At 57.3% G+C, this 14,888-nt stretch carries 15 protein-coding genes; 7 read left to right on the forward strand and 8 right to left on the reverse strand.

Annotated elements, in window-relative coordinates; genetic code table 11:
- Positions 1-332 precede the first annotated feature (332 nt).
- Genes ACIQT8_RS24155 through ACIQT8_RS24185 form a run of 7 tightly spaced genes read left to right on the forward strand, consistent with a single transcriptional unit; the run spans position 333 to position 7,300 of the window.
- Positions 333-1,367: an ABC transporter substrate-binding protein gene (locus tag ACIQT8_RS24155; RefSeq protein ID WP_400970781.1), complete on the forward strand. Its 1,035-nt coding sequence runs from the start codon at positions 333-335 to the stop codon at positions 1,365-1,367.
- Between the two features lie 5 nt (positions 1,368-1,372).
- The gene (locus ACIQT8_RS24160; RefSeq protein WP_400970783.1) at positions 1,373-2,185 is read left to right on the forward strand and encodes an ABC transporter ATP-binding protein; all 813 of its coding nucleotides are present in this window, start codon (positions 1,373-1,375) and stop codon (positions 2,183-2,185) included.
- Positions 2,182-3,018, forward strand: a complete 837-nt coding sequence (locus tag ACIQT8_RS24165) for an ABC transporter permease (protein WP_138791576.1) — start codon at positions 2,182-2,184, stop codon at positions 3,016-3,018. Before ACIQT8_RS24160 ends, ACIQT8_RS24165 begins: the two co-directional genes overlap by 4 nt.
- Positions 3,019-3,042: 24 nt before the next feature.
- Positions 3,043-4,401 carry an FAD-dependent oxidoreductase gene (locus ACIQT8_RS24170; protein WP_400970787.1) on the forward strand — a complete coding sequence of 453 codons (1,359 nt, stop codon included), beginning with the start codon at positions 3,043-3,045 and terminating at the stop codon, positions 4,399-4,401.
- Positions 4,398-5,555 carry a CaiB/BaiF CoA transferase family protein gene (locus tag ACIQT8_RS24175; protein WP_400970790.1) on the forward strand — a complete coding sequence of 386 codons (1,158 nt, stop codon included), beginning with the start codon at positions 4,398-4,400 and terminating at the stop codon, positions 5,553-5,555. The genes ACIQT8_RS24170 and ACIQT8_RS24175 overlap by 4 nt, the downstream gene beginning before the upstream one ends.
- Positions 5,552-6,328 (forward strand): enoyl-CoA hydratase-related protein, encoded by a 777-nt coding sequence (locus ACIQT8_RS24180; RefSeq protein ID WP_400970793.1) that lies wholly within the window; start codon positions 5,552-5,554, stop codon positions 6,326-6,328. The genes ACIQT8_RS24175 and ACIQT8_RS24180 overlap by 4 nt, the downstream gene beginning before the upstream one ends.
- Before the next feature lie 48 nt (positions 6,329-6,376).
- Positions 6,377-7,300, forward strand: coding sequence for a LysR family transcriptional regulator (locus tag ACIQT8_RS24185; protein WP_400970795.1), 924 nt, complete (start codon positions 6,377-6,379; stop codon positions 7,298-7,300).
- An 84-nt stretch (positions 7,301-7,384) separates the two neighbouring features.
- Here ACIQT8_RS24185 and ACIQT8_RS24190 read toward each other — a convergent pair whose 3' ends face one another.
- The 8 genes from ACIQT8_RS24190 to ACIQT8_RS24225 all read right to left on the reverse strand — a co-directional run bounded on the left by ACIQT8_RS24190 (position 7,385) and on the right by ACIQT8_RS24225 (position 14,884).
- Entirely contained in the window at positions 7,385-8,275 is an 891-nt protein-coding gene (locus ACIQT8_RS24190; RefSeq protein WP_400970798.1) for a dihydrodipicolinate synthase family protein, read from the reverse strand.
- Positions 8,276-8,302: 27 nt separating this feature from the next.
- Positions 8,303-8,635: a ferredoxin gene (gene fdxA / locus ACIQT8_RS24195; protein ID WP_138791582.1), complete on the reverse strand. Its 333-nt coding sequence runs from the start codon at positions 8,633-8,635 to the stop codon at positions 8,303-8,305.
- A gap of 324 nt (positions 8,636-8,959) precedes the next feature.
- On the reverse strand, positions 8,960-9,769 hold the full coding sequence (locus ACIQT8_RS24200) for a cyclase family protein (RefSeq protein ID WP_400970801.1): 810 nt from the start codon (positions 9,767-9,769) through the stop codon (positions 8,960-8,962).
- A 98-nt stretch (positions 9,770-9,867) separates the two neighbouring features.
- Positions 9,868-11,220 carry a cytosine deaminase gene (locus ACIQT8_RS24205; RefSeq protein WP_400970804.1) on the reverse strand — a complete coding sequence of 451 codons (1,353 nt, stop codon included), beginning with the start codon at positions 11,218-11,220 and terminating at the stop codon, positions 9,868-9,870.
- Between the two features lie 34 nt (positions 11,221-11,254).
- Positions 11,255-12,226, reverse strand: a complete 972-nt coding sequence (locus ACIQT8_RS24210; RefSeq protein WP_400971043.1) for a LysR family transcriptional regulator — start codon at positions 12,224-12,226, stop codon at positions 11,255-11,257.
- A gap of 2 nt (positions 12,227-12,228) precedes the next feature.
- A complete protein-coding gene (locus ACIQT8_RS24215) occupies positions 12,229-13,224 on the reverse strand; it encodes an isopenicillin N synthase family dioxygenase (RefSeq protein WP_400970807.1) in 996 nt (331 codons plus the stop codon).
- Positions 13,225-13,311: 87 nt separating this feature from the next.
- Positions 13,312-14,106, reverse strand: coding sequence for an ABC transporter permease (locus tag ACIQT8_RS24220; protein ID WP_400971046.1), 795 nt, complete (start codon positions 14,104-14,106; stop codon positions 13,312-13,314).
- Between the two features lie 4 nt (positions 14,107-14,110).
- Positions 14,111-14,884: an ABC transporter ATP-binding protein gene (locus ACIQT8_RS24225; RefSeq protein WP_138791588.1), complete on the reverse strand. Its 774-nt coding sequence runs from the start codon at positions 14,882-14,884 to the stop codon at positions 14,111-14,113.
- Positions 14,885-14,888 lie beyond the last annotated feature (4 nt).

A 14,888-nucleotide genomic window follows, 5' to 3' on the forward strand; every position in this document is an offset into this window, starting at 1 on the left:
CCAAGTCAAAAGACGTAAACAAAACACCAAATCAACCGCAAGCGGCCTCGAATAATACGGGCTCGGTTGGTGATTAATATCGAAATATAGGTTTTTGGCCGAACGGCAGAGGGCGGCAACGTCAAGTCCAAGGCGCCGGAGTGCTCACATCCTCAGATATGACGATGGCGAGCGCCCGATACAGCCTCGGTTCTGCGGCCTGACGGGTCTCGGTGTTGCCGTTTTGGCAATTCAAATCACGAATTATTGTTCTTTATTAGAACGCATGTTTCGGTCAACATCCCCTTAATCAAAATAGAAATGACGATCGTCATTCAATAAGGGGAACTACCATGCCGGATTTTACGATGAGCCGTCGCTCATTCATGAAGAATACCGCCATCGTCGGCGGCCTTGCTTCAACATCGAGCTTTATTGACATCAGAGCCGGGAAAGCTTCGGATATTGCCGAGGTCCGCATGCAATTGGGTTGGCTCGCCTCCAACGGACTTCTCGGAGAGATTGTCGCCAGGAAGAAGGGTTTCTTTCAGGAGCAGGGTATCGAACTGACCGTTGTTCCAGGTGGCCCGAGTGTTGACGGCGTGACCGGGGTTGCCGCAGGCCAATCCCTCATCGGACAGACGTCCTCAAGCCCATCGGTCATGCTGGCGCGAGGGGCCGGTGCGCCAATTAAGGCATTCCTGGCCGGTTATCACAAACACCCCTTCACCTACTATTCACTCAACAAGTCTCCGATCCGAGAGCCGAAGGATATGATCGGCAAGACGATTGCTACCCAGCCGACAGCGTTCATTCTCCTGCGCGCGCTTCTTGCCAAGAATGGCATTCCGGAAGACCAGGTAAAAATGGTCAACATGGGGTCGGACATGAACCAGCTTCTGACCGGGCAGGCGGATGCCGTAACGGGCTGGTCCACAAATGTGAACGCCCTGAAGGTTCTGGGTGCCGACCGTGTTGATCTGATGCTCTGGGACGCAGGTTTGCAGCTTTACGCAAACGTCTATTACGCCACCGACAAGGCGCTGGGCGAACAGGCGGATGTGCTCACGCGTTTCACCAATGCAGCTGCAAAAGGCTGGGGTTGTGTGAAGGATAATCCGCAGGAAGCCGTCGATATCCTTGTCGAGGAATACCCCAATTTCGACAAGGCGAGCGAACTTGAGGCGGTCAAGCCAGCGATCGAATTCTCGTTCGGAGATGCGACCAGGCAAAACGGCTGGGGCGGGATGACCCGTGAGAACTGGGAAGCCCAGATCAAGGCCTATGCCGATCTCGGACAATTCAAAGACAAGGTTCCGACCGTTGACGAAGTCGTTTCCTTCGACATTCTTGAGGCCAGCGCTGCTGCTCGCAAACAGGTTGGATGACGGTCATGATCAACGCAGCAAAAATTTTGCCGCCGGACCCGCTTGAAAGCGGGGCCGAGGCTGCGGTTTCCATCAAGAACCTCGATATCCGATTTGGAGACAGGAACAACGAATTTACAGCCCTTTCGAATGTTACACTCGACATTCCTGAAGGGGCATTCGTAACGATGCTCGGTCCTTCAGGGTGTGGAAAATCCACTCTTCTGCGCTGCATCGCGGACCTTGTGCACATCAGTTCCGGGTCGATATCGGTTCTTGGCCGGACTCCGAAAGAGGCGCGTGAAAACCGCGATTTCGCCTTCGTGTTTCAGGACGCAACGCTCCTTCCCTGGCGCAATGCAATCGACAATGTCAGGCTGCCGATCGAGGTCGGCAAGCACGACAAATCGTCCTATGCCGACCCGGCCGAGCTGTTGGCACTGGTGGGTTTGAAAGGGCGTGAAAATGCCATGCCGCATGAGCTCTCCGGCGGAATGCGTCAGCGCGTCGCAATTGCCCGAGCACTTGTCACTCGACCACGCATCCTGTTGATGGACGAGCCGTTTGGTGCGCTTGATGAAATCACGCGCGACAAGCTCAACGAAGAGCTTTTGCGGGTCTGGCAGGAAACCGGCACGACGGTCCTGTTCGTAACACACTCCATTCCGGAAGCCGCTTTCCTGGGCCAGAAAGTCCTGATGCTTCAGGCGCATCCGGGCCGCGTCAAGGAATTCATCAACATCGACATTCCATATCCTCGTTCGCTGGCGATGCGCGACACAGTGGAGTTCATCAAGGTCACAGCGCATTTGCGTGCAATGCTGGAGGAGTGCCTATGAGCGACGTAGCCCAGTCTCAAAGACAAGACCGCGCATCTGCCTCCCAGCGGCGTCTGGCCGTTCTAGATGGAGTGGCTGACGGAATTTCTTCCCGTTTGCCGGCCATTCTTGCGGGCGCGGCCTGCATCGCGGTCTGGCAACTTGTCGTCTGGTTTTTCGAAGTACCGACGTTCATGGCTCCAAGCCCGGTCGACGTGTTTCACGCTTTCGGTGAAAACGCACCGATCCTTATGAAAAATCTGTTGCCGACACTGATGGAAGCCTTGCTGGGCTTCATCTTCGGCAACCTGGTCGCGGTTCTGCTTGCCATTTGGTTCGTGCACAGCTCGATGGCCGAAAAGGCGTTCTACCCGATCGCGGTCTTCATCAAGGCTATTCCGATCATCGCGCTTGCACCGATCCTCGTTCTGATCTTCGGAAACGGCATTGCGCCCAAGATCATCATTGCAGGTTTGATCTGCTTCTTTCCGACACTGGTCAACATGGTGCAGGGTTTGAGGTCCGCAAGTCCTGCTATGCTGGATCTGATGCGGGTTCTGTCTGCGAGCAATACGGAAATTCTCTGGAAGGTTCGTATTCCAAGTTCGCTGCCGTTTCTGTTTGCTGCCCTCAAGATTGCCGCGACAAGCAGCGTGATGGGAGCGATCGTTGCAGAGTGGATCGGCTCAACATTCGGCCTCGGCGCGCTGATCATCGAGGCGACCTATAATTTCCGCTCGCCGTTGCTCTACGCCACGGTCGTGATTGCTGCCTTGCTCGCAGTTGTCCTGTTTTCCATCGTCTCGGTGATTGAGGCGAAAGTCATCCGTTGGAAACCGGCCGGACAGCACTAGGCTTTTCAAAAAAGGAAAATGATTATGAACCAGGTCATTAACGTGCCTGCGCGCACGATAGCCGTTGTCGATCGTTCGGACGTTGTCGTGGTTGGTGGCGGGCCTGCCGGCATTTCCGCAGCCGTCTCGGCTGCACGCAATGGCGCCACAGTCACGCTCATTGAACGTTATCCCTATCTTGGTGGGCTGGCATCTGGCGGCATGGTGCTGGTGCTGGACGACATGGTCAACGAGCTTGAGATTACCGTCAAAGGCATCTGCTTCGAAATGATCGAGCGGATGAAACGTTGGGACCTCTGCGTTACGCCCACGGACCGGGACCGCTTGATTGAATTTCGCGATACACCGGAGGCATGGCAACGCTGGGCGCGCTGGGGTCTCTTTGATTTTCATACCCAGTCGATGCCGCATCCCATCTGCTATTCAGCAGCCTTCGATCCTGATGGGTTTAAACGTGCTGCCTATGACATGATGGCTGAGGCCAAAGTGAAGCTTCGCCTGCATAGCTGGTTTTCTTCGGCGATCGTCGAGGACGGCAAGATCACCGGGGTCGTTTGCCAGACCAAAGATGGCATGCAGGCCATCATGGGCGACGTCATCATCGATACGACGGGTGATCTCGACGTGGCAGCAAGTGCCGGGGCCTCACACGTCAAGTCTGACTTCATCCTCACGACGGTGTCTCGCTGGGGTGGCGTTGACACAGATGCTGCCGAGCGTTTCGAGCAGGAAGACCCGGAGACCTTCAAGCGTCTCGACCACGAGGCCAAGCGCCTGATTGGAGGATGCTGGTCCTTCTGGTGGCTGAAAACGCCGCTACCCGGTGTGATTTGGCTCAATTGCCCGCATATGCCCACACTCAGCGGCCTTAAAGTCGAAGACCTGACCAAGGCAGAAATAGAAGGCCGCAGCCGTATCGCAAGGCTCCTCGATTTTGCGCGCGAGAAAATGCCTGGCTTCGAAAATGCCTATGTAGTGGATTTCGCACCGCAGACCGGCGTGCGGCAGACCCGTCTCCTGGAAGGCTCCTATGTCGTGACAAAGGACGACGTCATGGATCGCCGCCACTTCTTCGATACGGTTTGCCGCGGTCGCGACTATTACACACCCTATCGGGCGATGCTTCCAAGGGAAGTGGACAATCTTATCGTCGCCGGGCGCCATTACTCAGCCACTCCACAGGCTCAGAAATCGAGCCGGGAAATCCCGCCTTGCATGGCAATGGGGGAGGCCGCAGGTGTCGCGGCAACCGTCGCCCTTAACGCCGGTGTCGTTGCGCGAAAGGCGGATATCGCCACCATTCAAAAAACACTACGTTCGCAGGGCGCTGATCCAGGTGACATCCCCTCCGCCAATGCAACCTATCTGGAGGCCGCAGAATGACAAGTCTTCCACTGGATGGCGTACGCGTCATCGACTTTACTCAGGTGATGCTCGGACCCTGCTGCACGCAGATGCTGGCTGATTACGGTGCTGATGTTATCAAGATCGAAAAAACCAGGATTGGCGATCTTTCGCGCTGGTCCGTCGGTTCTGACCCCGACGGCCTCAATAATCCGGTATTTACCTCACTCAATCGCAATAAGCGTAGCCTGGCTCTTGATCTGAAGGACAAGGATGCGTGCAGCGCGGTGCGGGAACTTCTGCGCAATGCCGATGTCGTCGTCAACAATTTCCGCCCCGGCGTGATGGAGCGCATGGGCTTCGGTTATGAGGACCTCAAAAAAATCAACCCGCGCATCATCTATGCTGTCGGAACGGGGTTCGGTGTTGAGGGTCCTTATCGCCACAAGGGCGGGCAGGATACACTCGCGCAGGCGATGACCGGCGTGATGCAAAGAAAATCCGACTACACGCATCCAACGGCAATCTATTCCACAACGATAGCCGACTACTCCGCCGGCATGCATCTGGTCCAGGGTATCCTTCTGGCACTGCTGCATCGCCAGAAGACGGGGGAAGGACAGGAAGTTGCTGTCAGTCTGTACAGTTCCCTGATCGCCGCCCAGATGCAGGAAGGCACCATGCATATGATGCGTGGCAAGGAGCTGAACTGGTCGTCCTTCCCGCTGAGCGGGGTGTTTGACACCTCTGATGGCGCGCTGGTCATGGTCGGGGCCTTCAAGGCCAACCCGCTGCGCGACATCTGCACCGCCCTCGAGATTGAAGACCTTTCAGCAAAGGCGGAACACGCTGACTTTGACGCGCAGGCTGCCACCCGGCCACAGCTCCACGAGGTCTTCCGATCGCGTTACCTCACCAATACCACGGCATACTGGTTGGGACGTCTGGAGGGGGTGGACATCCTGTGCGCACCTGTCCGCTCGTTGCCCGAAGCGCTGGAAGATGAGCAGACGATCATCAACAATCTCATACTTGATGCAGGTGAAACGCCTGCTGGCCCGGTCCGTGTCATCGGATCGCCGATCGAGATGTCGAAGGCTCCTGTTTCGGTTCGTCTGAAGCCTCCGACGCTTGGTCAGCACAACGAAGAGATATTGCGGTCAATTGACGAGTTGCAGGGAGATGCGGCGTGACCGTTCTATTTTCTGTCGAAAACCGCGTCGCGCGGATCACCCTCAACAGGCCCGACCGGCTGAACGCGGTCGATGCCGAGACAGAAAGTACCCTCGATGCCATTTGGTCGGACATTGAGCGGAGGGACGACATCAGTTGTGTTGTCGTCACGGGGGCAGGTGAAAAGGCATTTTGTGCCGGCGCCGATCTCAAAGGCGGAAGTGGGGCCTCCGGACTGGAATATTGGGCCCAAACCCGAACAAACGGGTTCGGTGGCCTGGCGTTTCGAAAGACACTTGATGTCCCTGTTATCGCAAGGGTGAACGGTTATGCACTGGGGGGTGGTTTCGAAATGGTGCTTGGCTGCGATATCGTCATCGCAGCTGAGACGGCCAGTTTCGGTCTGCCTGAAGCGCGGGTCGGACGCATGCCTCTTGACGGGGGTATGGTGCTGTTACAGCGCAAGATCCCTTTCAATCAGGCCATGGGCGTCATGCTGACGGGACGCCGGTTCAGTGCTGCCGAGATGCTGGATTTTGGTATCGTCAACGAGATTGTTCCGGTCGAGGAGCTCGATGCTGCCGTCGATCGCTGGGTGGCGGAAATCGTTGCCTGCGCCCCGCTGTCTCTCAAGGCGATCAAGCAGACGGTCAACCGGACTGGGCATCTCAATGTAGCGGAAGCGCAGGCACTCCGCACCCCGGCGCTTATACGGGCATTGCAGAGCGAGGATGCGCAAGAAGGTGTCGTCGCTTTCCGAGAAAAGCGTGCTCCTGTTTGGCAGGGCCGTTGACCGTGCTATGCCATCAGCATTGACCGGATCAATGGCTGGAGGTGCGGCGTGCATGCAAATATTCTGAGGTATTTCACAGAAGTCGCGCGTTATGGCTCTATCCGTCGTGCCTCGGAAGAGCTACATGTCGCGACCTCTGCTGTCAGCCGTCAGATCAAGAAGCTCGAAGATGAACTCGGGACGCCGCTTTTCGAGAGGTTTTCGAATGGATTGCGGCTCACTCCGTCCGGTGAGATCGTGCTGCGACATGCCGTGGGCACGCTGCAACAGTTCGAGATCATGCGATCGGATATCGGGGATCTGAAAGGCAAGAGCATTGGCCGTGTCCACATAGCGATGCTTGACAGCCTGTCGATCCAGTTCATGCCGGATTTCGTGATGGGCTTTCACAGGAAGCATCCCGGCGTCGATTTCCGCATCCGCAACGACAGCTACACCAATATTTTCCGGCTTCTCAACGATGGCGACGTCGATGTCGGTATCACCTTCGATCTGTCGCGACCGCATGACATCAGGCTGGTCTCCGGCATTCACATGCCGCTGATGGCGATCGTCGCTGGCAGCCATCCACTGGCACGCCAGAAATCGGTCACGCTTCAGGAATGCGCCCAGTTCAACCTGTTGCTGCAACTGGACAATGAAGTGATCAGCTCGATGATTGCCGTCGAGCTCGCCGCTCTGAACAAATTTGCCCGAACCATGGTCGCCACGAACAACCAGATGATGCTGAAGCCGCTGATTATGGCAGGCGAAGGCGTGGCCTTCTTCACGCCGCTGGGACTGGTCCGCGAACTGGAATCGGGTGAAATCGCTGCAATCCCTCTGGCCGGCTCGCAGCTCCAGAACCTTCAGGTCGGCATCGTGGTGCCGCGATATCGCAAATTGACGCGTGCCACCGAAGTGGTCGTTGAGGCACTGGTATCGGACTTGCAGCGCTTCGAGCAAAAAATCCGCTCTATCCTGGATAGGTGACAGAAGATATCAAGCCTCCCAACGTACGGAAGGCTCTAATCTGGTCGCGGCCCGCTTTCGCAGGCTGCGAGAAGCGGTGATGTATCAGGCCGCAGCGACCGAGACGGGCGCAATGTCCTTTAACTGTGTCTGGCGGTGTTTATCGGTAATTGCCAGATTTGGTGCCAAAACCCGGTTCCAGCGCTCATTTCCAGATCGCAGGCCAACGAGATATTTTACAGCCGAGATCAATGGATGGGCGGTTATGGCGCTCCTCAGGCGAGTGACATGCGCAAGAGCAGCCGCATCCTTCTGATGGTTCCAAAGGTATTGGGAGGCGGCTGGATCGATGTTGACGGTCGCGGAGATACACCCGGCGAAATTGTCGCGTGCAGCGTCGGCAAGAGAGGCCTCGCTGCTCGGAAATACGGCGAAATTATCAATCTGCGCCAGTTGGCGAGCATAGGCGAGGTTGCCGCTGCTGTCCTTGGCCCCCTTGATGCGGTCTGGGAAAGCTTCAATCAGCCGTTTGGCCAGCGCCGGCGAGAATTCGATGCCGGTGAGTTGGGGGAAGTTGTAAAGGTAAATCGCAATCGGGCTCGCAGCGGTCCGCGTGACAACCTGCTCAAAATAGGCAAACAACCCGTCCTCCTCGACCGGCTTGTAATAAAACGGCGGAAGGATAAGAGCTGCAGCATAACCGAGAGTATGAGCGAGTGTCGTCAGTCTGACGGTTGTCTCGATATCCGGCGTACCCGTTCCCACCATCAGCTTGTGTGGATCAAGGCGGCTTGCCGCCTGCTGCATTAAGGTGACGCGATCATCGGCTGAGAACCCGTTCGCTTCCCCTGTCGTCCCCAGGACATTGAGGAAATCACAGCCGTTCGACAGACAGAACGTGCAATGCTCGACGAAGGCCTCGAGATCGATTGCGCCTTTAAAATCCAAGGGTGTCGGAACGGCGGCTATGACGCCATAGATATCTGTGCTTTTCATTGGGTTCCTCCCGTTGTTGATCGGCATTCAGGACGGCATCTTCTGATAGGCAGCCACATAGGGGTGGTCGTTCGCCAGGCTCTGCGACTTATCCCATCCACCCGGCGAACCGAGCCCGGTTACCGCAACGCCAAAAAAGTCGCGGTTGACAGCGAGATACGAAGACTTTTCATCGGGCACTTCCTGGTCCCACATGATTGCATCGACGGGACAGATCGACAGGCAAAGCCCGCAGTTGATGCACTCGTCAGGATGAATGTAAAACATCCGGCCACCCTCGTAGATACAGTCAACCGGGCAGGCGACAGTGCAGGCGCCATCCTTAACGTCGATGCAGGGATCGGTAATGATATAGGCCATCGGCGGTTTCCCGTGCTTGTTGACGGGACCATAATGTCTACGGCTGTTGTTCGAATAAAGTACCGATTTTCGCTTTATCAATTGCCGTTTTGGCAACGCAATGGAGCCGCAAGAACGGCTAGTCTGGCGGGAAGTTTCCAAGGCGGATGTGTGCGAGCTTGATGACGTTCAATCGCAATCTGTTTATCCGCCAGAAACGTGCGAAACCGGTGCGCTGGCGAGTGTCGCCAGCGTCGCGCATGAGGACAGGCGCAATAGATTGTCGCTGTTTTGTCGGTGTGAGAGCCTCGATCTGGCCCCACAAATAGCTTGGGATAGTTGCGATCAGACCAGCGCCAGAACGCGTGCAGGCCCACCTGTTCCGCCACGGTGTTTCGGAGCGCCGACGATAATCGTTGCCCCCTTGACTGGCAGGGCTTCAAGATTATTCAAACCTTCGATCCCGTAGCGGCCTGCGGGCAGCCAGGAATTATGGACTGCAAAATCGGCAGAGTTGCCCGGATCGAGCGACAGAGTATCGACACCGATCGCAACGGTATCAAGCTTGAGCAGCAAATCGGTCGCCGACTTCCCGAAACCGGGAAACGCAAATTTTCCGGCGGCGTCATTCCTGAAAGCCGGTTCTTTGACCTTCGTCGCCCAACCGGATCGCAGAGCGACCACCGCGCCTGCCGGAATATCGCCATTCGCACTGATCCAGCCTTCGATGTCGGCCGCTTCGATCGTTGCGTTTGCTTCCTCCTTGGCGCGGTCAGTGATGTCGATGATAACAAGCGGTGCCACAAGCTTTTGCGGCTCGAGTTCGTCGACACTTGCCCCGTCGGCGCTGAAGTGGAGCGGCGCGTCGATATGGGTTCCCGTATGTTCAAAGATGGTCAGCTTGTGAAGCTGATAGCCATCCTTGGCGATTTCTGCCGCCCACTCGAATTCGATCCCTGGCTTGCCATCAAAGGTTGGAAAGGTGGAATCGTAAGCATGGGTAAGATCAACGACCTGTTTTGCCGTCTGGGCGAGAACGGGTGTTATCAACCCCACGGCTGCCAACGCGACGCCTGCCGCAGCAGCGCCTTTGAACAGCAGACGCCGTGACAGCATATTGCGCTTGACGCCTTCCATCACGCAGTGATTGCACATGCCTGCCGTCCCTCCGTTGAAATCCCTCGGCCAACCGTAACCTAAAGCTGAAATCGCGCAAGTGCGTACGGTGTATGACCGTCAACGGCTCGGGCGCTTCATTGCGTTATCTGGCCTCCTAGCAGGCTGTAGGAGGGAAGGGTGCGATTTGCAAACACGCCACGGCGCAGGATCAGCCTGTCAGCGTGGGGGCGGGCGATGACCTGGTCGATGCTCCAGGCCTCCAGGATCATCAGATCTGCCGGTCGTCCGACGCCGATGATACCGGCCTCGATACCCATGATTCTTGCAGGTCCCGGCGCGGCAAGAGCTGCAGCGTCACCGTAAGGGTGATCGAGATGCAGGATGCGGACAGATTGACGCCATGTGTCCAGCATGTCGTGATCACCGTATGCAAAAAACGGGTCGCGACAGTTGTCTCCCGCCGTTGCAACGGTGATCCCTGCCGCCCGCAACTCCTTGACCGGTGTGACGCCGCGCCAGCGAGGTGTCCGTCCCGGTTCGCGGTCCTGAAGATACATATTGACCGTCGGCAATGTGATGATCGAAATACCTGCATCGGCGATCAACGCGATCCGGTCGCGCAGGACGTCGTCGCTCAAAAGTGCGAGCGAGCAGCAATGGCCGCAGGTAACGCGCCCTTCGTATCCATGGCGGATCGTGGCACGTGCCACATGCGGCAAGGCGTCTGCTTGCGCCGCTTCATCGACATGAAGATCGATATCGAGCCCCCGTTCGCCGGCGAGAACGAACATCCGGTCAAGCAGTGCATCGATATCATCAAGACCGGAACCATGGGTGCCGCCAGAGGCACGGGTGACGCCTCCGAGAAGGCCACCGTGGCCGGCAATAATGTCCGCGAGGCGTGTCCCGTACTCTTCGCGGTAGGCGTCAAGCGGAACAAGGCCGGCGGCCTGCAGCGTGATGCGATCTTTCCAGCGTTCCTTCATTTGTGCAAACGCGTTCCAGGTGATTTCCGCCTGTCCGTCGTGACTGTCGAGGTGGGTGCGGATAGCTGCAACACCATGGGCATCCGCCGTCGAAAGCGCGAACTCCATACGCCGCAAAAGGTCGTGCTTATTCCAGTGGGCAAGGCGATCGGCAGTTGTTGCCGCCCGGGCGCCCGGATGTGTACCCCCCGACTCCGGCGCGCGTCCCATCGTATGCCCCTTGTCGAGGTGAGCATGCACGTCGACCAGCAGCGGCCACACATGGCGCCCATCCAGTGAAATCGCATCGTCGTTCCTGCCTGACGAGGAAGGTGTGACAGCGGCGATCCTGCTGCCCTCGATCATGATATCGACAAGGACCGAACCGTCCCGGTCAATTTCGGCGAAAGCAGGCGTCGAGCCTCCCAGGAGTGATTGCGGTACGCGGGCCTCGGCTAGCGTAAATCGACCCGGTCTCGCCAGACGGGCGGCAAGGCCGTTTAACAGGGGGAAATCGTTCATGGATGATGGTCTCTGACGAATGGTCGGGATGAAGTCACTGCTCACCAAGTGAGGTGGCCAGACGCTCCTGTGCGAATTGCATGAAATGGCTTCCTGCAGGAGAAAGTGAGCCGCGTGCGCGGTGGAGTATGTTGAGTTTCTGAAGCGAACCGGTGCCGGTCAACGGGATGAAGACAAGATCACCGGTTGCCATTTCGCGATCGATGTCCAATCGGTTGAGGAAAGTGATATGCGGCGCCGTTCGAGCAAGCCGCTTCATCAGTTCCATCGAGTTGGTTTCGACGACAGGGGAGAGTGTGGCGCGGGCCGGGACCGTTGCTTCGACCACCTCTCGAAGTGAAAGCGACCGGTCTGCCAGCACCAGAGGATAAAGCAGGCATTCCGACATTCGTACGCTCTTTCGAACAGAAAGCGGATGATCGAGCGCGACAACGGCTCCAAACACATGGCGGAATTCGGCTGCACGCTGAAGGCGGGAATCATCAGGCAGATTGTAGGCGATAGCCATATCTGCCTGCCCGAGGGCGACCATTTCGGTCACGCCCGCCCTGTCGCCAACCATGATCCGCAGTCGCACCTGTGGGTGTTTTTCACGATAGGCGGAAACGATATCGGCAATGCAGCCGGCGGCAAGAGTTGCCATGGTTGCAAGCACCACCTCACCTCGATGCAAACCCTTCAGGGACTGGATCTGTGCACGCATTCGCTGGTGTGCCTGCAAGGTTTCGCGAATGTGCTGGATCAGGATTTCGCCCGAGCTCGTCAGTTTCAGACCACGGGGCAGGCGCTCGAATATCGGCGCCTGCAATTCCTCTTCCAGCTCAAGTATGTAGCGGTTTACCGCGGAGGCGGCGACATGCAGTGTCTTTGCCGCCTTGCGGATGGAGCCCTGCCGGGCCACTTCGTCGATGTAGCGCAATGCGCGGCCATGAAGCATGATGGGTCCGTTGCCTGACGGGATTCGGGTTGTCTGTTCCAAATTGTCACCCCAACGGACCATCTTCAACGTCACTTTTTGGCGAAGTTGGCGTTGATGCGGCGTGTGAGATACTCGCCGGCGGTGATCGCTTCATATTTTCCAAGCGGGCCTTGCATGACCGCGTCGCGGTTTGCCTGGCAGAAGAACGGCAGCGAAAGCCTGCGTCCCATATATTCGCCCGCGTTCGGCATACGCACGCGGTGCAGCGTCGATTGCAACTGGTCGTCCGACCAGCGCATCAGCATGTCGCCAATGTTGCAGGTAATGTAACCGTTGCGCGGAGGAACATCGGTCCACTCCTTCAGGGCCGCATCCTTGCCCGGGCAGACCTGGAGTCCGCCTTCTCCTTCTTTCTGGTGGAGGATCGTCAGGCAATCAAAATCCGAATGGGCTCCGGCGCGCCAGGACTGGAAGTCTTCCGGTTTGGCATCCTCCATCGACATGTAGTGGATCAGTCGAAGTGTCGACTGATACTGATCTGACGATGGGTCATGGGCTGTTGTGAAGAAGTCTTCAGCAAACCCCATCTTCAAAGCGAAGCACGAGAGAATACGCATGCCGAGTTCCCAGTTCTGCCGCTCGAACCGCAACATCTTCTCGCGAAAACCTGGGAGGTCTTCTTCGCTCGGCCAAAGATCAAGGCGGATCATGTCCGGACGGGTGATCTGGAAACTTTCCTTGTTATCCGGTGTACCGGTCGAGGGCCTTACCTGCGCCTTGAATTCCCAACCGGCATTGGTGCCCTTCGGCATCGGAGTTTTTGCTTTAACCTCGGCCGGAAGTTCGAAGAACGTCCAGGTCGTGTCGAAAGCCGCGTCGATATCGTCCTGGGCGATACCGTGATTGTAGACCTGGAAAAAGCCGATATCGACAGAGGCCTGCCACAGCGCGTCTGCAATCTCATGCTTGCGATTTTCGAAGTCGGACAGATCGATCACGGGGATTTCCCTGTCGATGGTTGTTCCCATACCACCGATCGTCGCTTCCTTGGCGAGTTCGGCAAGGTTATCTGCTTTCATATTCATTGGCATTCTCCTTGATGAAGGCCGGCTCACCGGCGGTTGAGGAGCAATGTCCGGGCTTGGCCCGACTGCTTCTACTCCGGAAGGATTTTAGTGGTTTTTCGGCAGGCTCCAGGGAAACAGGAACCTCTGGGTCCAGACCACGATCTGGAAGAGCAGGAGGGACATGGCTGCGAGGACAAAAAGCCCGGCCCAGGCCTGCGGAAGCTTGAAGAGCGAGGTCGATAACTGAATGAAAAAGCCAACGCCCGCTTCAGAGGCGCAAAATTCCGCCACCACGGCCCCGATAACGGCCAGCGTGATCGAGATTTTCAATGCCGAGAAGATGTACGGGACGGCAAATGGCAGACGGATCTGGGTGATTTCCCGAAAGCCGGAGGCGCGTAAGCTGCGTGACAGCTCGATCAGTTCCGGCGGCGCTGCCGCAAGCCCGGTGGCGGTTGATACCACGAGGGGAAAGAACGTGATGAGACAGGTGATGACGATACGTGGCGCATCGCCTGCACCCAGTACAACGATGATGATCGGTGCGATCGCCACGACCGGCGTTGACTGCACGACGATCAGCAAGGGATAGAGTGTTTTGGAGAGGAACGGCGAGCGCATCATGACAACGGCGAGCGGAATGGCAATGACGATCGACAGGGCGTAACCGCTCAATGCCACCCGCAGTGTCGCAACGATGTGCCCTGTCCAGCGCTCGAAACCGATAGAGGAAAACGATCCTAGGATCGCGCTGGGCGGCGGAAGAAGATAGGCCGGGATCGACAAAACCCGGGCGAACGCTTCCCAGACCAGCATTGCTCCAATCAAGGCCGCGGCCGTGGTGACGCCCGGTCTGCCAAGAGCCGCCTTGATACGAGAGACACCGGTGGAGGAGGCCATGGTCTTATGCCGCGTGGCGTTTGAGGAGGAGATCGCGGAGGTAGTCGGAGAGCTCATGGATCGCCTTGTCCTTTACAGTTTCGGGGTTGCGCGGGCGCCCGACGGGAACGTCAACTTCGGTCAAGATGGAGCCCGGCCTTCCGGTCATCACCAGGACGCGGTCGGACAGGATTGCCGCCTCGCTCACCGAGTGGGTGATGAACACGACGGTCTTGGGCCGCTCGGCAAAAATGCGGAGCAGATCAAAACCCATCACCTCGCGTGTCAGGGCATCGAGGGCTGAGAAAGGTTCGTCCATCAGCAGGATGTCCGGGTCCATCAGCAGTGCACGAGCAATTCCGACGCGCTGCTGCATACCGCCGGACAGTTCGTCCGGCAGCCGTTGTTCAAAGCCTGAAAGTCCGACCATGGCCAGAAGCTCGCCTGCGCGTTCTCGCTCTTGAGCGGTTATGCGGCCGCTCTTATGGCGTGCGGGAAAAAGCACGTTGTCTAAAACGGTCGCCCACGGAAGCAGAGTCGGTTTTTGAAACACGATGCCGATGTCATCACGAGGTCCCTCGACAGGCAGACCGAAGACGTCGACTGAGCCGGATGTCGGTTTGAGCAGACCTGCAATCATCCTGAGAAGGGTCGACTTTCCGCATCCTGACGGGCCAAGAATGGAGACGAATTCGTGCCGCCCGACCTCGAAACTGACATCGCGGAGGGCTTCGGTCCGTCCGGAAGCAGTTTCAAACACCTGGCCCAATCTCCTGAAACAGATTGCTGGCGTCGTCATGAAA

Origin of the sequence: Agrobacterium sp. NPDC090273, from assembly GCF_044772305.1 — a bacterium.
GTDB lineage: Bacteria > Pseudomonadota > Alphaproteobacteria > Rhizobiales > Rhizobiaceae > Agrobacterium.